Annotated in this window: 23 protein-coding genes; 16 read left to right on the top strand and 7 right to left on the bottom strand. The window is 64.7% G+C overall.

All coding sequences use genetic code 11. The features are described from left to right. From VA602_RS21720 to VA602_RS21700, 5 genes are all read left to right on the top strand, one after another. Positions 1-417 (top strand): transposase (locus tag VA602_RS21720; protein WP_323454302.1); only part of this gene is annotated, 417 nt, incomplete at its 5' end. Between the two features lie 202 nt (positions 418-619). Beyond that, positions 620-1,450, top strand: coding sequence for an ABC transporter substrate-binding protein (locus VA602_RS21715; protein WP_323454301.1), 831 nt, complete (start codon positions 620-622; stop codon positions 1,448-1,450). A gap of 15 nt (positions 1,451-1,465) precedes the next feature. Further along, on the top strand, positions 1,466-2,971 hold the full coding sequence (locus VA602_RS21710) for an amino acid ABC transporter permease/ATP-binding protein (protein ID WP_323454300.1): 1,506 nt from the start codon (positions 1,466-1,468) through the stop codon (positions 2,969-2,971). Next, positions 2,968-3,645 carry a GntR family transcriptional regulator gene (locus VA602_RS21705; protein WP_323454299.1) on the top strand — a complete coding sequence of 226 codons (678 nt, stop codon included), beginning with the start codon at positions 2,968-2,970 and terminating at the stop codon, positions 3,643-3,645. The genes VA602_RS21710 and VA602_RS21705 overlap by 4 nt, the downstream gene beginning before the upstream one ends. Positions 3,646-3,661: 16 nt before the next feature. After that, on the top strand, positions 3,662-4,510 hold the full coding sequence (locus tag VA602_RS21700) for an urea carboxylase-associated family protein (protein ID WP_323454298.1): 849 nt from the start codon (positions 3,662-3,664) through the stop codon (positions 4,508-4,510). 183 nt (positions 4,511-4,693) lie between these two features. On the opposite strand, the gene VA602_RS21695 is transcribed toward VA602_RS21700, so the two are convergent. The 5 genes from VA602_RS21695 to VA602_RS21675 form a co-directional block, all read right to left on the bottom strand. Next, complete coding sequence (locus VA602_RS21695; protein WP_054891418.1) at positions 4,694-5,011, bottom strand: putative quinol monooxygenase; 318 nt, start codon at positions 5,009-5,011, stop codon at positions 4,694-4,696. A gap of 105 nt (positions 5,012-5,116) precedes the next feature. Continuing rightward, positions 5,117-5,887 (bottom strand): IclR family transcriptional regulator, encoded by a 771-nt coding sequence (locus tag VA602_RS21690; RefSeq protein WP_323454297.1) that lies wholly within the window; start codon positions 5,885-5,887, stop codon positions 5,117-5,119. Positions 5,888-5,955: 68 nt separating this feature from the next. Next, complete coding sequence (locus tag VA602_RS21685; RefSeq protein ID WP_323454296.1) at positions 5,956-7,413, bottom strand: amidase; 1,458 nt, start codon at positions 7,411-7,413, stop codon at positions 5,956-5,958. Continuing rightward, the gene (locus VA602_RS21680) at positions 7,410-8,720 is read right to left on the bottom strand and encodes a citrate-proton symporter (RefSeq protein ID WP_323454295.1); all 1,311 of its coding nucleotides are present in this window, start codon (positions 8,718-8,720) and stop codon (positions 7,410-7,412) included. Before VA602_RS21680 ends, VA602_RS21685 begins: the two co-directional genes overlap by 4 nt. Before the next feature lie 76 nt (positions 8,721-8,796). Next, positions 8,797-9,978 (bottom strand): M20 aminoacylase family protein, encoded by a 1,182-nt coding sequence (locus VA602_RS21675; RefSeq protein WP_323454294.1) that lies wholly within the window; start codon positions 9,976-9,978, stop codon positions 8,797-8,799. A gap of 312 nt (positions 9,979-10,290) precedes the next feature. On the opposite strand from VA602_RS21675, the gene ahr reads away from it, so the two are divergent. The 9 genes from ahr to VA602_RS21630 all read left to right on the top strand — a co-directional run bounded on the left by ahr (position 10,291) and on the right by VA602_RS21630 (position 19,255). Next, positions 10,291-11,322 carry an NADPH-dependent aldehyde reductase Ahr gene (gene ahr, locus VA602_RS21670; protein ID WP_323454293.1) on the top strand — a complete coding sequence of 344 codons (1,032 nt, stop codon included), beginning with the start codon at positions 10,291-10,293 and terminating at the stop codon, positions 11,320-11,322. A gap of 97 nt (positions 11,323-11,419) precedes the next feature. Next, positions 11,420-12,202, top strand: a complete 783-nt coding sequence (locus VA602_RS21665; protein ID WP_323454292.1) for a hypothetical protein — start codon at positions 11,420-11,422, stop codon at positions 12,200-12,202. A 12-nt stretch (positions 12,203-12,214) separates the two neighbouring features. Further along, a complete protein-coding gene (locus VA602_RS21660; protein ID WP_054891411.1) occupies positions 12,215-13,132 on the top strand; it encodes a LysR family transcriptional regulator in 918 nt (305 codons plus the stop codon). A gap of 118 nt (positions 13,133-13,250) precedes the next feature. After that, complete coding sequence (locus tag VA602_RS21655; RefSeq protein WP_323454291.1) at positions 13,251-14,444, top strand: CaiB/BaiF CoA transferase family protein; 1,194 nt, start codon at positions 13,251-13,253, stop codon at positions 14,442-14,444. Then, on the top strand, positions 14,441-15,379 hold the full coding sequence (locus VA602_RS21650) for a hydroxymethylglutaryl-CoA lyase (protein ID WP_323454290.1): 939 nt from the start codon (positions 14,441-14,443) through the stop codon (positions 15,377-15,379). Before VA602_RS21655 ends, VA602_RS21650 begins: the two co-directional genes overlap by 4 nt. Before the next feature lie 87 nt (positions 15,380-15,466). Then, positions 15,467-16,798 (top strand): MFS transporter, encoded by a 1,332-nt coding sequence (locus VA602_RS21645; protein WP_323454289.1) that lies wholly within the window; start codon positions 15,467-15,469, stop codon positions 16,796-16,798. 187 nt (positions 16,799-16,985) lie between these two features. Then, positions 16,986-17,213 (top strand): hypothetical protein, encoded by a 228-nt coding sequence (locus tag VA602_RS21640; RefSeq protein ID WP_323454288.1) that lies wholly within the window; start codon positions 16,986-16,988, stop codon positions 17,211-17,213. 322 nt (positions 17,214-17,535) lie between these two features. Next, on the top strand, positions 17,536-18,840 hold the full coding sequence (locus VA602_RS21635) for an MFS transporter (protein ID WP_323454287.1): 1,305 nt from the start codon (positions 17,536-17,538) through the stop codon (positions 18,838-18,840). 115 nt (positions 18,841-18,955) lie between these two features. Then, positions 18,956-19,255, top strand: coding sequence for a hypothetical protein (locus VA602_RS21630; RefSeq protein ID WP_323454286.1), 300 nt, complete (start codon positions 18,956-18,958; stop codon positions 19,253-19,255). A gap of 3 nt (positions 19,256-19,258) precedes the next feature. Here the strand turns inward: VA602_RS21630 and VA602_RS21625 are convergent, their stop codons facing one another. Then, positions 19,259-20,191 carry a LysR family transcriptional regulator gene (locus VA602_RS21625; RefSeq protein ID WP_054891404.1) on the bottom strand — a complete coding sequence of 311 codons (933 nt, stop codon included), beginning with the start codon at positions 20,189-20,191 and terminating at the stop codon, positions 19,259-19,261. Between the two features lie 116 nt (positions 20,192-20,307). Here VA602_RS21625 and VA602_RS21620 point away from each other — a divergent pair, with 116 nt between their 5' ends. Next, positions 20,308-20,571 carry a DUF2790 domain-containing protein gene (locus VA602_RS21620; protein WP_323454285.1) on the top strand — a complete coding sequence of 88 codons (264 nt, stop codon included), beginning with the start codon at positions 20,308-20,310 and terminating at the stop codon, positions 20,569-20,571. A 3-nt stretch (positions 20,572-20,574) separates the two neighbouring features. Here VA602_RS21620 and VA602_RS21615 read toward each other — a convergent pair whose 3' ends face one another. Next, a complete protein-coding gene (locus VA602_RS21615; protein WP_323454284.1) occupies positions 20,575-21,267 on the bottom strand; it encodes a tRNA (adenine(22)-N(1))-methyltransferase in 693 nt (230 codons plus the stop codon). A 128-nt stretch (positions 21,268-21,395) separates the two neighbouring features. Between VA602_RS21615 and VA602_RS21610 the strand changes: the two genes are divergently transcribed. After that, complete coding sequence (locus VA602_RS21610) at positions 21,396-21,776, top strand: RidA family protein (protein ID WP_054891401.1); 381 nt, start codon at positions 21,396-21,398, stop codon at positions 21,774-21,776. The last annotated feature ends 2 nt before the right edge of the window (positions 21,777-21,778 follow it).

The following is a 21,778-nucleotide window of genomic DNA, read 5'->3' as shown; positions in this document are numbered from 1 at the left end:
GTGCTGCGAGAGGCTGGGCTGCAGGAGCAGGTCGCTCGCTGCCAAGCAGTAGAGGGCATTGGTTTTCTCACAGCGACAGCATTGGTGATGGCTTTTGTGAGGGGCGAGTTCAAAAGCAGTGACTCGTACATTGCATTCCTGGGAATGGATCTACGAGTTAATGATTCCGGACAGAAGAATGGACGCCGCCGCCTTACCAAGCGAGGTTGCTCAGAAATTCGTCGCTTATTGCATAACGCTGCGATGGCTGCCAGCAGATCTGCCGCTTGGAAGGGACTTTATGAACAGCATCTGAGCACGGGTAAAGCAACGACCCAAGCTCTGGTAATCCTGGCAAGAAAGCTCGCGCGGGTGGCATTCGCCCTGATGAAAAATCAGGACGAATACGTCACCAAAGGGGCGAAACTGGCTTGCTGAGAACCATAGAATCTCCTACAGGGAGCGAGGTGGGGCATTGCCTTGTGGACGATGCGGTACTTTTGTAGGAGCGGGCTTGCCCGCGAAGCAGGCGCTGCAGTTATTCGCGGGCAGTCCTCAATCCCCCAAGGCCATCATTGGCACGAGTATTGATAAATGATTCCACAACGATTGTTGAACAATCATTAGTGGAGCGTCCTTCATGTCCCGAGCAACAGCCCTTACCCTCGCCCTGACCCTCAGTGCCGCCGCACAAGCCGCCGACGGCACCTTGCAGTCCGATCGCCTGTCCATCGGCTCGGACCTCACCTACCCGCCCTACACCTACCTCGACCAAGGCAAGCCTGCCGGCTTCGACCCTGAGTTCATGACCCTGCTCGGCCAGCACCTCAAGCTCGCTCCCCAGTTTCAGGACACCCGCTTTGCCAACCTGGTGATGGGCGTAAACGCTCGACGCTTCGATGTGGTCGCCTCGGCCCTTTACGTCACCCCGGAGCGCTCGGCGCAGGTCGATTTCCTGCCCTACCTCAAAAGCGGTGCCTCGCTGATGGTGCGTGCCGATGACAGTTTCCGCCCGCAAGCGCCCCAGGACCTGTGCGGCAAGCGCATTGGCTCGATCAAGGGTGGGTCGTGGATTCCCAAGCTGATGGCGCTCTCCAAAAGCCACTGCGAGGCCAACGGCCAGGCGCCGATCGACTCGCGTGAATTCCCCACTTCCCCGGAGGCAGCCCAGGCCCTGCTGGCCAAGGCGGTCGATGTGCAGTTCGAAGACGCCGCGGTGGCGGCCATCACCGCCGACAAGCTCAAGGGTCGGGTGGTGATCAGCTCCCACGAGCTGATCTACCCCGTAGTCATCGGCCTGGCGGTGCGCAAGGGCAACGATGCGCTGCTCGCTGAACTGCGCCAGGGCTTCGAGGCCATGAAGCACAGTGGCGAATACCAGACGCTGTTGAGCCGCTACAACCTTGGCGAGCCCAGCCCAGCCGAAGTGGCCCAGGCCCTGGGCCAGAATCCTCAAGCGCCAGCGCAGTAAGCAGGAGCGTCGAGCATGCAATTCGATTGGGATTATGCCGCCGGCCTGCTGGTCAACGGCGACTTCTGGAAGGCGGTCGGCACTGTGGTGGAGTTGAGCGTCGAGACCTGGCTGCTGGGCATCGTCTTCGGCTTTGTCCTGGCGCTGGCGCGGCAGTCGAGCAACCGCGCCCTGAACCGCGGCGCGGCACTGTACATCTGGTTCTTCCGCAGCCTGCCGCTGCTGGTGCTGCTGATCTTCGTCTACAACCTGCCGCAGGTATTCCCGGGGACCAGCGTGCTGCTCTCCAACCCCTATGCCGCCGGCCTGATCGCCCTGATGCTGAGCGAGTCGGCCTATATCGCCGAGATTCATCGCGGCGGCCTGCTCGCCGTGGCCAAGGGGCAACTCGAGGCCGGCAAGGCGTTGGGTATCCGCTACACCGGTGTGCAGCGCCTGATCGTGATTCCACAAGCGTTGCGGGTGGCATTGCCGACCCTGGCCAACGAGTACATCACCATCGTCAAACTGACCTCGCTGGTGTCGGTGATCTCGCTGTCGGAAATCCTGCTGGTCGGCCAGCAGCTGTACACGCAGAACTTCCTGGTGATGGAGACCATGCTCGCGGTCGCCTTCTACTACGTGCTGATCGTCACGGTGTTCAGTTACCTGTTGCGTCGGCTTGAGCAGCACCTTGACGTCACCCGGCGTCAGCCCAAGGCCATCGCCGATGGCCCGGCGCAACCGGCGCCTGTCCGGCGCGAGGCCGCCCCCAGGCAAGGCGACTTCGCCCTGCGGGTGCTCGGCGCACGCAAGCACTATGGCCAGCTGGAAGTGCTCAAGGGCATCGACCTGGACATCCGCTTCGGCGAAGTGGTGTCGATCATCGGGCCTTCGGGGTCGGGCAAGACTACGCTGATCCGTACCCTCAACGGCCTGGAGGCCCTGGATCGTGGCCAGGTCGAACTGTGTGGCGCACCCTTCCTGCGCGGGCGTGACGAAGACGGCGGCAGCCTTGGCAGTCGCGTGCACATGGAGGGCATCGTCCAGGTGGGCATGGTCTTCCAGGGCTTCAACCTGTTCCCGCACAAGACCGTGCTGGAGAACGTGATGCTCGCCCCGCGTCACCATGGCCATGCCAGCGACTCCGAGCTACGCGCCTTTGGCTTGGCGCTGCTGAGCAAGGTCGGCCTGCGCGAGCATGCCGGCAAGTACCCGCACCAGCTCTCCGGCGGGCAACAGCAAAGGGTGGCGATTGCCCGGGCACTGGCGATGCGCCCGCAGGTGATGCTGTTCGACGAGCCGACCTCGGCGCTTGATCCGGAACTGGTCGGTGATGTGCTCAAGGTAATCGAGGACCTCGCCCGCGAGGGCATGACCATGGTCATCGTCACCCATGAAATGAAGTTCGCCTTCCAGGTCTCCGACCGCGTGGTCTTCATGGAACGCGGGGAGATCATCCAGGCCGGTGCGCCGCGCGAGTTGCTCGACAACCGCAGCGAGCGCATGGGCCGCTTCCTCAAGGACGTGCAACTGGCATGAGCAGCAAATCCCCGGAAAAAACCGGCGAAAGCCTGCCCCTGGCCGACCAGGTGGCCCTCGAACTGCGCGAGGACATCATCGGCGGCCGCCTGGTCTCAGGCATGCCGCTGGTCGAGGCCGAGCTCACCGGCCGCTACAACGCTTCGCGCAACACCGTACGCGAGGCCCTGCACCAGTTGGGCCATGAAGGCCTGACCACCTATGTGCGCAACAAGGGCGTGATGGTGCGCAGGCTGGGTATCGCCGAGGTGCGCGATATCTTCCTCGTGCGCCGAACACTCGAGGTGCAGGCGATCCATGGCAGCAAGCCGCTGCGCGAATACCAGTCCGACCGCATGCTCGACGCCATCGAGGCCGCCGAACTTGCCCGTGATCGCGAAGACTGGCAGGCCTTCGGCACCCACAGCCTGCGCTTTCACCAGCACATCGTCGGCTTGCTGCGCAGCCCGCTGCTGGATGCCTTCTTCACCAATATCGCTGCGCAGATGCGTCTGGTGTTCGCCGTTGCGCCCGATGAAAAGAACTTCCAGAGCCCCTGGCTGGAGCGCGACCGGGAGATCCACGACCTGCTCGCCGATGGCTTGCGCCACGACGCCGCCGAAGCCATGACCCGTTACCTGGACGACTCCGAGCACGCCCTGCTCGACCTGTTCAGCCATCCACCCCGTTCCTGAAACCGGAGACCTACCCATGTACAAGGATTACCCCGCCGCCTACCAGGTCAGCAAAGGCGCTGCCCTGCAGGTCGACAAGCCTTTCTATGACCGCGTGCGCGAACGCAAGGACGCCCGCACCCTGATCGAGACATTCGAAGTGCCGATCCGCACCGGCCGCGCCTGGAAGGTGCCGGCCGGCCATGTGTTCCGCGTCACCACCCCGGTCGGCCCGCAGGTCGGCGACTTCAACATCTGGAACGCCAACGACCCGCGTGAGCGCCTGTGGGCGGCGCGCACCCGCCAGTTGCAGGGTGCCCACGTCACCACCTACGACCGACTGTGGTCGAATCTGCCGTTCCTGCGCCCGCTGGTGACCATCACCGACGACAGCCTGGCCGACTATGGCATCGACGAGCACGGCGGGCGCCTGCATGACCTGCTCGGCACCCGTTGCGATCCCTACGTGAACAAGATGCTCACGGGTGAGGACTTCCATCACCACTGCCACTCCAACCTCACCCGCGCCGTGCTGCCCCATGGGCTGACCGAGTTCGACGTACACGATGTGCTGAACATCTTCCAGTGCACCGGCCTGAACCATGACGACATGTACTTCATGAAGGCTTGCCCGGCCAAGCAGGGTGATTACCTGGAGTTCTTCGCCGAAATCGATGTGCTGTGCGCGCTGTCCACCTGCCCGGGCGGTGACCTCTCATTGCCGATGTGGGGGCCTGAGGCACAGGACCCGCTGTCGGTCTGCCGACCGTTGGGGGTAGAAATCTACAAGCTCGACGACGGCCTGCTGGAGGGCTGGACGCAGCCCAAGCGCGCCAGTTACAACGGCATGCACGGACTGGCGATCGGCAAGGCCGAGTGGGAATGATCGGCTGAGCTGGAGGGCCGCAGCTGTCCTGGCCAATCCCTGTAGGAGCGGGCTTGCCCGCGAACACGGGCGCAGCCCGTGCCAGGCAGCGCGGTGTCTGTTTCGCGGGCAAGCCCGCTCCAACAGGACAAAAAAAACACACCTGTGGGAGCCAACTGTCTTTTACCGCCCCCCTACCACCGATCAGCGATCAGAAACCTGCTCCAGAAAGATCAAACGCAGCGGCTCACCCAGCAGCATTTCGCTCTGCGCCGCAAACCGCTGGAAATACGGCGCGGCGAAATGCGCATCGAGCGCAGCCTGATCGACGAACGCCTCGCGCATGTAGAACGTCCCCGGCTCATCCTTGCCCTCGAACAGCACATAGTCCAAGTTGCCCGGCTCCGCGCGGGTCGGTTCGATCAGTTCCAGCAACGCCTGCTTCAATGCCAGCGCCCTGCCCTCGCGGGCCTTGAGCACTGCAATCGACACCAGCGGATTGTTCGTTACCTGCGCACCCATCGTCACATCTCCAACACGTTTGAGTTGCGCCCAGTGTTACCGAAGCGATGGCCGGGAAACAGCCGCATAGCCCGATAACACTTTCAGCACGATGCAGAAAATGGCTCAGGCCAGCGCTTGCTGTACCTGGCCAACGGTGGTCGTCAGGCTGCCCAGGTGCAACCCCAGCACCCGCTCCACCGGTGCCTGGTCCAACGGCCAGTGCAGGGCGATGCTTCCGACCAGTCGCCCTTGCGTGTGAACCGGCAAGGCGATGGCGCGGATCAGAAACGGCAGGCGCACCGGATATTCCCAATGACCCTCGGTGCGCCGGGCAAAGCCGCGCTGGGTTTCGTCCTCGATGGCCCGCAACATCGCGTCATCACCAACATGCGCATACTCGGCCAGGCGCTGCACTTCATGGGGGGCCAGTTCGCCCAGGCAGGCGCGGCCCATCGCCGAGTGGAACAGGCTGGCGTGGTGGCCGACGATCTGGCAGTTGTTCGGATAACGCTTGCGCAGCACCTGGGGAATCGCGCTTTCCATCACTTCCAGGCGCTGGCCGTCGAAGCATGACAAGTCGGCGACCAGCCCGGTGCGCTCGCTGAGCTCCAGCAACAGGGGCGCTGCGCTTTCGACCATCTGCCGCTTGAAGCGCAACTGGCCGTCGCCGAACAGGCGCCGGGCGCACAGGCGGTAGCGCCGATCGCTCAGGCCGCGGTAGGTCCAGCCCTGTTCCTGCAGGGTGGCGAGCATGCGCGACACCGTGGCCTTGGGTAACGCCGTCAGGTAGTGCAGTTCCTCCAGCCCCAGGGCCTGGTGCTCACCCAGCAATTCGATGATCGTCAACGCCCGCTCGACCGAGCGCACGCCACTGCCGTCCCCGTTGCCGCTCATGTTCGTTCGCCTCCGTGTCTGCACCAGGTTCGTCACATTGCCCAGCAAGATACGCGCCTGCAAGGGCTTCAGCGCGCCAGCAGGCTCGGTGGCGGACAGCGCTCGACCCAACGTGTCAGTTGCTCGTGGGCATAGGCCAGGCGCAACACTTCGCGGTCCGCCTGGGCCGGGCCGATGATCTGCAGCCCCATCGGCAGGTCCTGATCATTGAAGCCGACCGGTACGCTGATGCTCGGCAGCCCGGCCAGGGTCGGGCCGATCACCACTTCCATCCAGCGATGATAGGTGTCCATCGTCCGCCCACCCACGACCTGCGGCCAAGGCTGCTGTGCATCGAAAGGAAACACCTGGGCCGACGGCAGCAGCAGGAAGTCGTAACGCTCGAACAACCCTGCCATCGCCCGGTACCAGTCGCTGCGCGCCAGCGCCGCCTCGTAGAGCGCGGCGGCGCTCAGTTGCAGGCCGCCCTCGACTTCCCATTGCGCTTCGGGTTTGAGCAGCGCGCGCCGACGTGGGTCGGCGTAGGCAGCTGCGAGGTTACCGTGCACCAGAAAGTGGCGATGGGTCAGCCAGCATTGCCACAGGCGCTCCAGCGGATAGTCCGGCTGACAGGTCTCGACCTTGCACCCCAGGCTCTCGAATTCGCTCAGTGCGCTTTCGCACAGGCTCAGCACGCCATCGTCCATGGGCAGGTAACCGTTGTAGTCACCCAGCCAGCCGATCCGCACATCGTTGAAGTCCTGCTGCAAATCGGCGGCGAAGTCCTGAGCACCTTCGTTGATCGACAACGGTGCCCGCGCGTCGTAACCCGCCTGTACCGCCAGCAATCGCGCGAGGTCGACAACGCTGCGCCCCATCGGGCCTTCGGTGGCAAGTTGCTGGACGAACACCTCAGGCGCCGGGCCATGGGGCACGCGGCCCTGTGACGGGCGCAAGCCGAACACATTGTTGAACGCCGCCGGGTTACGCAACGAGCCCATCATGTCGCTGCCGTCAGCCACTGGCAGCAAGCGCATGGCCAATGCTACCGCCGCCCCACCGCTGCTGCCGCCGGCCACCCGGCTGGGGTCGTAGGCGTTGGTGGTGGTGCCGAACAGCGTGTTGTAGGTCTGCGAACCGAGGCCGAACTCCGGCACGTTGCTCTTGCCGAGGATGATCGCGCCGCTGCGCCGAACCCGCTCCACGCTGATGGCGTCCTGCTGCGGCACCTGCTCGGCGAACAGCGGCGAGCCCAAGGTGGTACGCAGGCCAGCCGTGGCGGCCAGGTCCTTGATTGCCTGGGGCATGCCATGCATCCAGCCGCAGGACTGGCCACGGTCGAGCTCGCGGTCGCGCGCGTCGGCCTCCTCGAGCAGTTGCCGTGCCGGACGCAATGAAACCAGGGCGTTGACCTGCGGATTGAACCGCTCGATGTGCGCAAGGTAGGCCTGCATCACCTCACGGCAGGAAACCTGGCGAGCATGGATCGCCCGGGACAGCTCGCTGGCATCCAGCGCGACGACAGGGTCGAGATCTAGCGGTTTCACGGTTTTACTCCAAGTTCAATGACGTCGGGTGCGCGGGGCCGCACGGCTTCTTTCAGACAATAGGTGCCCAGCAGTGTCAGCACGCAGGCGAACAGTACGTAGAACGACGGCGCCACAGGCGTGTTCAAGACTTTGGTCAGCCAGGTGACGATCAGCGGCGCGAAACCGCCGAACAGCATCACTGCCACGTTATACGCCACCGACACTCCCGTTGAGCGGACGGCGACGGGGAATTGCTCGGCCAGCGCCGTGGGTGCCGGCCCGTAGAAACCGCCGATCATGCTGCACAGGGCCAGTTGCATCACCAGCAGGCGCTCTACCGAAGGTGCCGCGGCGACCCACAGGTGCAACGGGTAGACCATCAGGAAAAAGCCCAGGGTGAAGGCCATCAGCACCGGTCGGCGGCCAATACGGTCGGACAGCGCGCCGGAGAACGGAATCACCACCGTCATCAGGCCCACCGCGAGCATCTGCACCAACAGCACCTGGTCCAGTGGCAACCCCAGGCTCTTGTGGGCGAAAGTCGGCATGTTCACCAGCACCACATAGAAGGAAACGGTCGCGCCACTGGCCAGGCCCATGGACACCAACAGCGCCCGACGATGCGTACGTAGCACCTGCCACAGGCTCGGGGCCTGGTCCTTGGCTTGCTTGCGCGCCTCGAGAAACTCCTCGGGCTCCTGCATGTGCTTGCGAATCCACAACCCCACCGGGCCGATCAGCAAGCCGAACACGAAGGGAATTCGCCAGCCCCAGGCGTCCAGCGCCTCGGGTGAACACAAATGGGTGACCAGCGCGACCATCGACGCCCCGGAGAACACCGCCAGGCATTGCCCGACCAGTTGCCAGGAGCCATAGAGCCCCTTGCGGTGCGCCGGCGCGCTCTCCACCAGAAATGCCGTGGCGCTGGCGTATTCACCGCCCGTGGCGAAGCCCTGCAGCATCCGCGCGACCACGATGAGCATAGGAGCGCCCATGCCGATGGCCAGGTAGTTGGGGGCGAAGGCGATCATCGCAATGGACAGGGTCATCAGGCGAATGATCAGTTGCATGGCGGCCTTGCGCCCTTTGCGGTCGGCATACATGCCCAGCAACACGCCACCCACCGGGCGCATGAAGAAACCGACGCCGAAGGTCGCCAGGGCCATCAGCAGCGAGGCGTAGTCATCGTCGGAGGGAAAGAACTGACGAGCGACGATGCTGGCCAGAAAGCCGTACACGATGAAGTCATACCATTCCAGCGCATTGCCGATGACGGCCGCGACCACTTGCCGGGTGCGTGATGCGCCTGCGTTCGTAGCGTGCATGGGAAGTTCTCCAGAAACCAGATGTGAGGAACGCCCGCAGGGATGCGGGCTCCAGCGGCAGTCAATGAAGAAGCGCTCAGGCCGGGGCTAGCCAGCGCTCGGTGAGCGCGCTCCAGTAGGCGGCCCCGGTCAGCAGGATGTCGTCGTTGAAGTCGTAGGCGGGGTTGTGCACCATCGGCCGATCCACGCCGTTGCCGATGAACAGGTAGGCACCGGGGCAGCGTTGCAGCATCCAGGCAAAGTCTTCGCTGCCCATCAGCTTGCGGGTATTGCCATCGACGGCGGCTTCTCCGAGCAGCTCGATACCGACCTGGCGGGCGAAGGCGTTTTCCGCGGCATGGTTGATCAGCACCGGGTAGGCAGGCCGGTGTTCGATGCTCACGTGGCAGCCGAAGCTCTTGGCCTGGGTGTGGATGATCGCCTGTACGCGCTCCAGGGTCAGGCGCCTGACCTCGCCATCGAGCGCACGCAGGCTCAGGCGCAACAAGGCCTGCTGCGGAATGACGTTGGCCGCCTCGCCAGCCTGCAGCGCACCGACGGTAACCACTGCCGCCTCCTGGGCATCGATGTTGCGCGCCACCACGGTCTGCAGCGCCATCACCACACTGGCGGCCGCAACCAGTGGGTCGACGGTCAGGTGCGGCATCGAACCATGACCACCGACGCCCTCCAGGGTGACGGTCAGCAGGTCCTGGGAAGCCATCATCGCTCCTTCGCGAAACCCCAGGTGCCCGGCGGCCAGCCCCGGCATGTTGTGCATGCCGAACAGCGCATCGCAGGGGAAACGCTCGAGCAGGCCATCGGCGAGCATCGCCTCGGCGCCGCCCTGCCCCTCCTCGGCCGGCTGAAAGATCAGTGTCAGGGTGCCGTCGAAACGCCGGGTCGCCGCCAGGTAGCGAGCAGCGCCGAGCAGCATCACGGTATGACCGTCGTGTCCGCAGGCATGCATGCAACCCGGGTGTCGGCTGCTGTAGGCCGCGCCCGTGGCCTCGACGATCGGCAACGCATCCATGTCGGCGCGCAGCCCCAGGCGGCGCGTGCTGCTGCCGTTGCGCAGCACACCGACCACGCCGGTGCGGCCAATCCCGGTGTGGACCTCGTAGCCCCAATCGCGCAGGGTTTGGGCGACCAGCGACGAAGTGCGATTCTCCTCGAAGCCCAGTTCAGGGTGGGCATGGATATCCTGGCGCAGTGCCTGAAGCTCGCCGGCAACGTCAGCGAGCCAGGCCAGGATGTGCGGGTGTTTGGATGTGGTCATCGGGCATCTCCTCGCGCGGGTTGCAGTCCCGCTTTTGTTATTCGCTCGGGGATTGCGGCACGAGAGGCAGGCCGCAGGTGCTGCCAGATAAACCTGACGGCGCGGCGGCGACAATCGAATGTGGTTCCGCTGTGTGGAACCCGGCGTGCAGGCCGGGCTTGAAGCGGGGTCGTCCCTCCATCACTACTCGCTATATATTTTTGTAAATGGCGATAGTGATTTCAGTATTGAAGTGGGCCGCTGTAGCTTCTCTGCCCCTGCACTACACTTTCCAGGCTTCGAAAACACTCGCCAAGCCCCTGGAGGTGTCCCATGAGCAATCCCACCCAAACCCCGTCATTCAGCGGCTGGGCCGCCACCGCGCCGGGAGCGCCGCTGCAGCGGCACAGCTATGACCCGGGCCCGTTGGCCGCTGACGAGGTGCAGGTCGTGGTCGAGTACTGCGGCGTCTGCCACTCCGACCAATCGATGATCGACAACGAATGGGGGCTGACCCAGTACCCGTTCATTCCTGGCCACGAGGTAGTCGGGCGCATCGAACAGGTTGGTGATCGAGTGAAGGGGCTGCAAGTTGGACAGCGGGTCGGGATCGGTTGGTACAAAGGCAGTTGCATGCACTGCGCGCCGTGCAGGGAAGGCTCGCACAACCTGTGTGGTTCGGCCCGGCCGACGATCATCGGCAGCAACGGCGGTTTCGCCGACCGCCTGCGAGCGCACTGGGCCTGGGCCATCCCACTGCCGGACGGCCTCGACCCTGCCCTTGTCGGCCCCTTGTTCTGTGCCGGTTCGACGGTGTTCAACCCGCTGCTGTCATTCGGTGTCAAACCCACCGATCGCGTCGGGGTGGTCGGCATCGGCGGGCTGGGGCACCTGGCGCTGAAGTTTCTCAATGCCTGGGGCTGCGAAGTGACCGCGTTCACCTCATCCTTGAACAAGCAGGATGAAGCGAGGCGCCTGGGCGCGCACAAGGTGGTGGCCTCCACCGACAGCCGGGCGCTCAAGGGTATCGCCGGCACCCTCGACTTTCTCCTGGTGACGGCCAATGCCGACCTGGACTGGACCGCCATGATCGGCACCCTCGGTACCCGCGGTCGGGTGAACTTCGTCGGTGTGGTGCCCGGGGCGATCCCGGTGCATGTGTTCAACCTCATGCTCCAGCAGAAAAGCCTGTCCGCCTCGCCGGTCGGTTCCCCGGCGGCGATGGCGAAAATGCTCGAGTTCTGCGCCCGCCACCAGATCGTTCCCCAGGTCGAGCAGTTTGCGATGAGCCAGGTCAACGCGGCGATCGACCACCTGCGCAGCGGCAAGGCGCGCTACCGGGTAGTGCTCGACGCCAGTCGCTGAAACAAAGCGGTGTCATTGGCGCAGAGGATGATCGACAATGTCGCGGCCGCAGGCTCAGCCCTGCGGCCAGACAAGAACAACCGGACCGCCTGCCGTCATGACGCTCTTCTACCTCAAGCTCGTTGTCACTCCCCTTCTGATGTGGGCCGTCTCCCTCGCCTCGCGGCGCTGGGGAGGATTGCTCGGCGGCTTGCTCTCTGGCATGCCGATCACCTCGGCGCTGGTCATGATCTTCCTGTGCCTGGAACAAGGCTCTGCCTTCTCCCTGAACGCCATACCGGGCGCACTCGGCGGGCTGGCGGCGGTCCAGGCCAGCTATGCCTGCTACCTGTTCGCCAGCCGCAAGCTTGGCGTGGCCCTCACGGCAGTGGTGTCGCTCGCGCTGTACGGCGTGGCAGCCTATGTACTGACCCATTGGGGCAATCTGCCGATATCGATCGTTGTCGCCTTGTGCCTGGTGGTGCTGCTGGTCTGGGCCACGGCCCGCGAGCCGCGCCCGGCGCAGCTTGCGCAGATCAAGGCGCGCTGGTGGGAAATCCCCATGCGCATGGTCGCCGCCACCGGCCTGCTGATGCTCACCACAGGCGCGGCGAGCTGGCTGGGGCCTGCCGTCAGCGGCATGCTCGCGCCGATTCCGGTGATCGCCTGGCCACTGGTGGTGTTCTCCCATGTCCAGGGCGGGCGCTTCTCCATGGCCGGGATGATCCGTGGCAACGCCATCGGCGCTGTCGGGGTGATTGCCTTCTACCTGGGCCTTGGCGCGCTGCTGCCGCACCTGGGTATCGCCCTGACCTTCCTGCTCGCTGTGGGGCTGGCGGTGGTGCTGACCGTGGGGCTGGCGACGCTGCTGCGCTCGCGCACGGCTTCAGCGGGCAAGTAAGGGCGCCTGACCATGCAATTGAACAACCTCATCCGTCGTCTTGACCTGGTGACCTTGCAGTTGTTCGTCGCCATCCACGAGGAAGGTAGTCTGACCCGTGCTGCGGCTCGCGAGGCGATCGCATTGTCGGCGGCAAGCAAGCGCCTCAACGAGCTGGAGGCAGCGCTCGGCTCGCCGCTGTTCGCCCGCCAGGCCCGTGGCATGAGCCTGACCCCGGCCGGGGAAACCCTGCTGCACCACGCCCGGCGCATGCTGTTCAACCTGGAGAAGATCGGCCTGGAACTGGGCGAGCACTTGCAGGGAGTGCGCGGCTACGTGCGGATGCTCGCCAACCTGTCGGCGATCATCCAGTTTCTGCCCGAGGACCTGGCGCTGTTCGCCGCAGAACACGAACGGATCAAGGTGGACCTGGAGGAGCGGCCCAGCAATGGCGTGATCCAGGGGTTGCTCGATGGCGTGGCGGACCTGGGTATCTGCTCCAGCGACAGCGACACCCGCGACCTGCTCAAGGTGCGCTACAGACGCGACCAGTTGGTGCTGGTGGTGCGTGAAGGGCATCCATTGGCAGACCAGGCGCAGGTGGACTTCGCCGAAACCCTGGACAACGACTTTGTCGGCCTGCACTCGGCGAGCTCCATCAACATGCGTACCCACGAGGCCGCTCGCCGCGCCGGGCGGGTTTTGCGCCTGCGTATTCATGTCCCCAGTTTCGATGCAGTGTGCCGCATGGTGCAGGCTGACATGGGCGTGGGAATCCTGCCGCGCAAGGCCTTCGAGTTGTTTGGCGGTGCGCTGGGGTTGCGTGCGGTGGCGCTGAGCGACGACTGGGCCGAGCGTGAGTTGCTGCTGGTGGCGCGGGACCTTGAGTCGCTGTCACCGGTGAGCCGCTTGCTGTTCGAGCATTTGCGCGCGGCTGAGCCTGGCGGCTGAGGGGTGTCGCCCCTACCCTTCGCATTTGGCGAACGGTTGTTGCCGACACAGGATTGGTGCGTTCCAAGCGCCAGTCGTAGCCTCTACCTCAAAGTCCAAGAACAATGAGGTACGCACCATGCCTGCCCCGCTACAAGGCATCAGGGTCCTGGAAATAGGCACGCTGATCGCCGCCCCCTTCGCCGCTCGCCTGCTCGGTGAGTTCGGCGCCGAAGTCATCAAGATCGAGGCCCTGGGCCAGGGCGACCCGCTTCGCAAGTGGCGAAAGCTGCACGACGGCACCTCACTGTGGTGGTACCTGCAGTCACGCAACAAGAAGTCGCTGGCCCTCGACCTGAAGGCCGCTGAAGGCCTTTCCATCGTCAAGCGCCTGCTGGCCGACACCGACGTGTTGATCGAGAACCTGCGCCCCGGCGCGCTGGAAAAGCTCGGCCTGGGCTGGGACGTGCTGCACGCGCTCAATCCACGCCTGACCCTGGTGCGGATCTCCGGCTATGGCCAGAGCGGCCCGTATCGCGACCGGCCAGGCTTCGGTGCGATAGGCGAGGCCATGGGCGGTATTCGCTACACCACCGGCGAACAGGGTTCGGCACCGGCGCGGGCAGGCGTCAGCCTGGGCGACTCGCTGGCCTCGTTGCACGCGGTGATGGGTGCCCTGCTCTCGCTGTTCAACGTGCGTGCCAATGGCGGTGTCGGTCAGGTGGTCGATGTATCGCTGGTGGAAAGCGTGTTCAACCTGATGGAAAGCCTGGTGCCGGAGTACGACCTGCTGGGGCATGTCCGTGAACGCAGCGGTGGTGCCCTGCCCGGCATCGCGCCGTCGAACACCTACCGCACCGCCGACGGCGCCTTCGTGGTGATCGCCGGTAACAGCGACCCGATCTTCCGGCGCCTGATGCAGGCCATCGACCGACCGGACCTGGGCGAGGCCGAAGCCTTTGCCCATAACGATGGGCGCGCCGCGCAATCGGCACTGCTCGACGACGCGATCGAGGCCTGGACTCGCCGCCACCCGATCGACCAGGTACTGGCCACGCTGGACGCCGCCGAGGTCCCGGCCGGGCGCATCTATTCGGTTGCCGACATCGTCAACGACCCGCACTACCAGGCCCGCGACATGCTGCTGGACAGCCAGCTGCCCGACGGTACGCCGGTGCGCATGCCGGGTATCGTGCCGAAGCTTTCGGATACGCCCGGTCGCGTCGACTGGCAAGGCCCGGCGCTGGGCGAACACACCGATGCACTGCTGGCCGGGCTGGGTTTGAGCCCCGACGAAATCATCGGCCTGCGGGCCAAGGGGGTGGTGCAATGAGCGACAACCACGCAGACCTGCTGGTGGTGCAGGAAGTTGCCCCGCGTGACGGCCTGCAGATCGAACCGACCTGGGTGCCGACCGAAGACAAGATCCGCCTGATCGATGGCTTGTCGCAGCTTGGTTTCAGCCGCATCGAAGCGGGCTCGTTCGTTTCGCCCAAGGCGATCCCGGCGCTGCGCGATGGTGATGAGGTCTTCCGTGGCATCCAGCGTCAGCCAGGTGTGGTCTACGTCGCCCTGATCCCCAACCTCAAAGGCGCCGAGCGCGCACTGGCTGCCGGCGCCGACGAGCTGAACCTGGTGCTGTCGGCCAGCCAGTCGCACAACCTGGCCAACATGCGCATGCGCCGCGAACAGTCGCTGGCAGGCTTTGGCGATATCGTCCAGGCCGTGCAAGGTCGGGCGGTGAGTCTCAACGCCAGTGTCGCCACTGCGTTCGGTTGCCCGTTCGAAGGCGCCGTCGAGGAAGACCTGGTGCTGCGCCTGCTCGACGCCTACCTGGCGCTGGGTGTGCAGGGTGTGACCCTGGCCGATACCACTGGCATGGCCAATCCGCGTCAGGTCGCGCGCCTGGTGCGGCGCAGCCTGGAGCGCCTGCCGGCATCGATGCTCACGTTGCACTTTCACAACACCCGTGGGCTGGGCCTGTGCAATGTGCTGGCCGCCTACGAAGCCGGTGCGCGGCGCTTCGATGCCGCGCTCGGCGGGCTGGGCGGCTGCCCGTTCGCGCCGGGGGCATCGGGCAACATCTGCAGCGAGGATCTGGTCAACCTGTGCATCGAGACGGGCATCCCTACCAGCATCGACCTCGACGGCCTGCTGAAGATGTCGCGCAGCCTGCCTGCGCTGCTCGGCCACGAGGTGCCGGGGCAACTGGTCAAAGCCGGACGCAATTGCGACCTGCACCCACTGCCGGCCGGTTTGCCCGCCTGATTCTTCGCTACACCCAAGGGGCCGTGGCCCCGCCAGACAACAAGAACAACAAGGCCGCCCACAGGGCGGCCCGACTGGAGAACATCAATGACCCTTTCCGCCCTGCCGCTGGGTGCCACCGATGGCGCCGACAGCGAAAAAGCCCTGGTCCGCAAGGTCGCCTGGCGCCTCATGCCGTTGATCATGGTGTGTTATCTGTTCGCCTTCTTCGACCGCATCAACATCAGTTTCGCCAAGTTCCAGTTGCAGACCGACCTCGGTTTCAGCGACACCGCCTACGGCCTGGGGGCGAGCCTGTTCGTGGTGGGCTACGTGCTGTTCGAGGTGCCGAGCAACCTGATGCTGTACAAGGTTGGTGCCCGCCGCTGGATCGCGCGGATCATGATTTCGTGGGGCCTGGCCACCGCCGCCATGGTGTTCGTCACCAGCGAATGGCAGTTCTATGCCCTGCGCTTCATCATCGGCGCCATGGAAGCCGGTTTCGCACCCGGCGTGCTGTACTACCTGACGCTGTGGTTCCCGCAGCATTTCCGTGGCCGCATCACCTCGCTGCTGTTCCTGGCGTCGGCCTTCGCCGGGCTGTTCGGCGCGCCGTTCTCGGGCCTGGTGCTCGGTCATCTTGACGGCGTCATGCAGATGCGTGGCTGGCACTGGCTGTTTCTGCTGGGCGGCCTGCCCTGCGTAGCGCTTGGCTTGCTGGTGCTGACCCAGCTCAAGGACCGCATCGAGGACGCCGGCTGGCTCAGCGACAAGGAAAAACAGTTGCTGCGCTCGCGCATCGAGCCGGCACAGGCCGCCCATGGAAAGGGTTCGTTGCTGCAGGCGATCCGCATCCCCGGTTTCCTGATGCTCGGGTTGATCTACTTCCTGATTCAGATCGCCTCCTACGGCTTGAATTTCTGGGCACCTCAGCTGATTCGCAGCACAGGGACGGAGAACCCGTCGATGATTGGCCTTCTGACGGCTGTGCCCTATGTCTGCGGGGCAATCACCATGGTGGTGTGTGGCCGGTGGTCGGATGCGACCGGCGAGCGGCGCTGGTTTACCGCCGGGTTGATCAGCCTCGGTGCCCTGGGCTTCCTGTGCGCCGGGCTGTTCGATGACCACACGCCGTTGTTGATCGTCTCCCTCGGTCTGCTGGGTGCCGGTGTGGTGGCGGCCATTCCGAGCTTCTGGGCGCTGCCGCCGAAGTTGCTGGCTGGCGCAGGCGCCGGGGCTGCCGGTGGCATCGCGCTGATCAATACACTCGGGCAGTTGGGCGGGATCGTCAGCCCGGTACTGGTGGGGCGTATTCGCGATCTGTCGGGCAGCACCACGCCTGCGCTGTATCTGATCGCTGCCACGAGCCTGGTGACAGCGGTGCTGTTGTTGTTCGCCTTGCCGGAAAAACTGCGCACGCGGGACTTGCCGAAACACTGAGGCCATTCGGTTGCCAGGTCCGCGGCCATCGCCTGCCTGGCAACCGAAGACACCGCAAAACCAAGGCGACCAACGGTCGAACATCTGATTGTTGTTAATCCTGAGAAAATCCTGGCGCTCCATGCTCTCTCCATCGGCCGCTCTTGCAAGGCCCTTGAAGAATCAAACTACGATGGAGAGTCAAACCATGAAATCCCTGCGCTATGCCCTGGCCCTGCTGGCCGCCACCGCCGTAACCTCCGCCTTCGCCGAAGGCGGCGCCGAGCGCCTGCAGGAACACCATGCCCGCTGGGCCCTGCAACAGCAGCAGAGCAAAGACATGGTGGCCAAGCGCGAAGCCGCCAAGACCGCCCAGCAGGACGCCCAGGTCAACAGCAACAGCGGCCAGGACACAGCGGCCAAACCTTCGTCCTGATTCAGCAGAGGGTGCGGCCTCCTGTCGCACCTCAAGGGCTTTGGCAAGTGATGGGGCGCGGGCGTAGAATGCCGCGCCTTTTCGCCCAGTCGCCTCGTACGGTGGCTACCGGCAGCAATGACAACGTCCGTGCCTCAGCCACATCGCGCATGTGCAACAGGCTCAACCGACCCCGCCCGATCTCGTGCTCCGAGTCTGCGGTTGAGTCTTGCCCTGGTCGCATCCCCGCCCTGGCACTTACGTGCAGCCCCACTCCTTCGAGGTCTGGTCAGACGCGTGTGGTCGAAGAGGTTCATTCGCTGATCGATCACTTGAGGTACGTATGTCTCCGCGTTTGCTGGCGATGGCGCTGGCACCCCTGCTCGGGCTGTTCATCATTGCCCTGGGCAATGGCCTGCTGTATTCCCTGACCACCCTGCGCCTCGGCGAAGCCGGTGAATCGGCAACGATGATCGGTATCGTCTCGTCGGGCTTCTTCATCGGGCTCACCCTCGGCGCCATCTTCAACGACCGGCTGATCCTGCGCATTGGCCACATCCGTGCCTACAGCAGTTTCGCTTCGCTGATTGCCGCAACCATTCTGTTGCAGGGTCTGTTCGTCGACACCTGGGGCTGGTTCGCCCTGCGCCTGCTCAACGGCTGGGCCACGGTCGGCGTGTTCCTGGTGATCGAAAGCTGGCTGCTGCTGGCCGGTGACGCGAAGATTCGTGGACGCCTGCTGGCCCTGTACATGATCGCGCTCTACGGCGCGGGCGTGCTGGGCCAGGCGATGCTCGGCGAGCTGGTGAGCCTGGGCGCCAGTGCGCCGTTCACCGTTGCGGGCATGCTGGCGGCGCTGTCGGTACTGCCGATCGTGATCCTGCCGCGGGTATCGTCGTTGCTGGAGCAGGTCGAGCCGCTCAAGCCGCGACAATTGCTGGGCGTGACGCCGAGCGGCCTGGTCGGCTGCTTTGGTTCGGGTGTGGCGATTGCTGCGGTATATGCGCTGCTGCCGCTGTACCTGCAGCGTATTGGCCTGGATGTCGGTGAAGTCGGGCGCATGATGGCCTGGGTGATCCTGGGCGCGATGCTGCTGCAGTACCCGGTCGGGCGCTGGTCCGACCGCAAGGATCGCCAGGATGTGTTGATCGCCCTGGGTACGCTGTGCGTCGTGCTGTCGTTGGTCATCCTGCTGTTGCCCTCCACCTCGGCGTGGCTGCCAGCGGTATTGTTCCTGCTGGGTGGTGGTGTGTTCGCGGTGTATCCGGTGGCGGTCAGCCATGCCGCCGACCGCGCGCCGATGGATGCGCTGGTGCCGATGATCCAGGGTCTGCTGCTGATCAACTCGCTCGGTTCGGCGATGAGCCCGCTGGCGATCTCGCCGGTGATGACCTCCTATGGCGAGGCCGGGCTGTTCTGGGCCTTCGCCGTGATCAACCTGGCAATGGTCAGTTTCTTCGTCTGGCGGCGTGGCAAGCGCCCGGCGCCCGAGCATCCGGCCCCCTTCGCGCCTACCGCGACCTTCTCGCCAACCGGCGCCGAGTTGCGCATGACCGAGGAACTGATCCACGCCGCGCAGGATCATCCGCCGATCGTCGATGCCGTTACGGGTGAAAGCGCCCCGCTCGCGCGCTCCGAGCCTGCCTGATCGAAGTGCGCACGTGGGGCTGCATGGCATCCCCACGACCGCCCGTCGCTCGACGGGCACCCTGCCCTCTGCGCGCAGCCGAACGAAGGACGATCATCCTCGTAGGAGATTCACCATGGCTCACATGCGCCCGCTGTTTTTCTTCCTCGCCTTGGGGCTGGCTTCCAGTGCCAGCTTCGCCGCAACCGACACCAATCACTCCGACCACAAGGCCCCCGCCACGCAGGGCGAGACCGCCGGCGACGGCAGCAGCGTCAACAGCCCTGGCGGCAGCAAGGGTAACGACAGCAGTGATACCGGCAGCAATTCCGACGCGGCCGACGGCAGCACCGGTGGCTCGAGCAGCACTGGCGAGGCTACCGGCAGCGGCGCAGGGGCAACCGGTGGCAGTGCCGAGGATCAGGACAGCCGGTAAGCCCTAGCGCCAGCAGCGTGGGTCATCGACCAGCCGCTCATGCGCCTGGAACAGCACCGGCAACTGCTCCTTGAGAAAGTCCAGCCAGGTACGCACCTTGGCATCGAGATAGTGCCGCGACGGGTAGATCGCATAGATCTCCCGTTGCCGCAACCGATGCGGGGCTAGCAGTCGGCAAAGGCGCCCGTCCTCCAGTGCCTGGCTGGCCGAGTAATAGGGCAACAGGCCAATGCCCATGCCGAGCTCGGTCGCCTTGACCATCGCATCGGCCACATTGGTGAGAAAGGTGTCCTGGGGGGAAATCACGCAGCTGTCCGGCGCGTCACCGAAGGGCCAGTCCTCCTCGAACAGCGGATCGACCGTGCGCAGGCAGACATGCTCGTGCAGGTCCTCGGGGCGCTTGGGGACGCCGTGACGGGCCAGGTAGTCGGGGGATGCACACAGCACGCTGTAGATACTGCCCAGCGGGATGGCGATCAGTTGCGAGTCCGGCAGGCCCTGGCCGATGGCAATGACCACATCATGCCCTTCGGCGAGCAGGTCGGGGTTGCGCTGGGACAGGGTAAGCTCCATCACCACTTCACGGCACGAGGCGTTGTAGCGTGCCACCAACGGCATCATCAGCAGACCCAGACCATGACTGCAATGCACGCGCAGGCGTCCGCGGGGCGTGAGGTGGGCGCCGCGTGCTTCGTCGAAGGCCTCTTCGGTCAACAGCATGATCTGGCGCGAGCGTTCGAGAAAGCGCTCCCCCGCCTCGCTCATGCGCAGCCGCCGGGTGGTGCGATGCAGCAGGCGAGTCTGCAACTGGTTTTCCAGTTCGGCGACGATCCGCGACACCTGCGCCGCCGAAATGTCCAGCGCATTGGCGGCTGCGGCGAAGCTGCCGCACTCCACGACCCGGGCGAAAGTGCGCATTGCGTGCAGCATGTCCATGAAGTGACGCTCCAGCGTGATTCATACCTTGAAGGCAGGAATCTATCACGGTCCAGCCCATTTATTGTGAAACACCAATGAATGGATCATGAGGGAAACCTCATCTGGAGTTCATCATGAAACGCTCGATCGCCGCACTTGCGCTGTGTAGCGCCCTCCTGCCCATTGCCGCCTTCGCCGAGCAGCCTCGCACGCCGTCTGCCGAGAGGCAGGCTTACGAATACGGTATGCCGCTGGATGTCGCCAAGGTGGTGTCGATCACCCCGGCCAGTAACGCTGCCGATTGCCAGGTCGGCACGGCGCACATGGTCTACGTTGACCATCAGGGCCAGACCCACAAGATCGCCTACCGCGAAATGGGCAACTGCTCGCAGCAATGAGCTTCAGGCCAGCAACTGGTCGATCCAGTCGATGTGCATCGCAAAAGCCCGGGCCTTGTCCTGAGGCACTTCCCTGGCCCGTTCGAAGTTGGCCAATGCCTGTTGACGCTGGCGCCGCATGCGCTGCCACTTGTTGATGAACGCCGCGCTTTTCTCGCGCATGAGCAAGGGGCCGAACAATAGCTCCTGCGGGCTGTAGCTCACCGAGTCGGCCTGCTCGGCGACGATGATCTCGTAGTCGAAGCGGTTTTCTCGCAGCACCTCTTCGCTGACAATCCGATAGCCGTTGTCCATCAACCACTGGCGCAGCGGTTGTTCGCCGCCATTGGGTTGCAGCACCAGGCGCTGCCCATCCTGCAACCTCGCCTTGCCCGCCTCGAGGATCTCGACGATGGTTTCCCCGCCCATGCCCGAGAGGCTGATGGTGTCGATGCGATCATCGCTTTCGATGGCGGCCAGACCGTTGGCCAGGCGCACGCTGATGCGCGCGTCCAGCCCGTTGCGGCGCACATTGCGCCGGGCTGACTCGCAAGGCCCTGCCGCCGCCTCGCCCGCCACTGCGGCCTCGATGGCGCCACGCAATACCAGGACCACCGGGAGAAAGCCGTGGTCGGAACCGATATCGGCCAGGCGCGCCCCTGGCGGGATGTGAGCCGCCACGCGTTCCAGCCGCTGCGACAATGTCTGTTCGTTCAACGCCAACCCCTTGCATGAGAATCGGCGCGATTCTGAAGGCCGAGTCGCATCATTTCAATGCATTTGCGACCGGGGCCGCGGCTCGCGTAGGCTTGCGCTTTCACTTCCAAAGCAAGGCAGAGTCGTTCATGGCCCAGACTGGTATCACCTTTACCCCCGATGCGGACGCCGCGTCCATCTCCTCCGATGTCGCCGAGTACAACGGTATCCTGGTCACCACCCAGGTCCCGGTGCGCGCCGATGGCGAGCTTGAGCTGGGCGATATCGTCACCCAGAGCGAATGCACGCTGCAGGCACTCAAGGACGCGCTGGAGCGTGCGGGCAGCTCGATGGACCGCGTGCTGCACCTGACCATCTACCTGACCGACATGGCCGATCGTGCGGCATTCAACGAGGTGTACCAGCGCTTCTTCGCCAAGCCATGGCCAGTGCGTGCGGCGGTGGGCGTGGCCTCGCTGGCGTTCGAAGGGATGAAGGTCGAAGTGACGGCGATGGCGGCCAAGGGCTGATA

This window comes from Pseudomonas machongensis (genome assembly GCF_034961125.1).
Lineage (GTDB): Bacteria > Pseudomonadota > Gammaproteobacteria > Pseudomonadales > Pseudomonadaceae > Aquipseudomonas > Aquipseudomonas machongensis.
The sequence above is the reverse complement of the archived record's forward strand: the minus strand, read 5'-3'. Positions and strand labels throughout refer to the sequence as shown.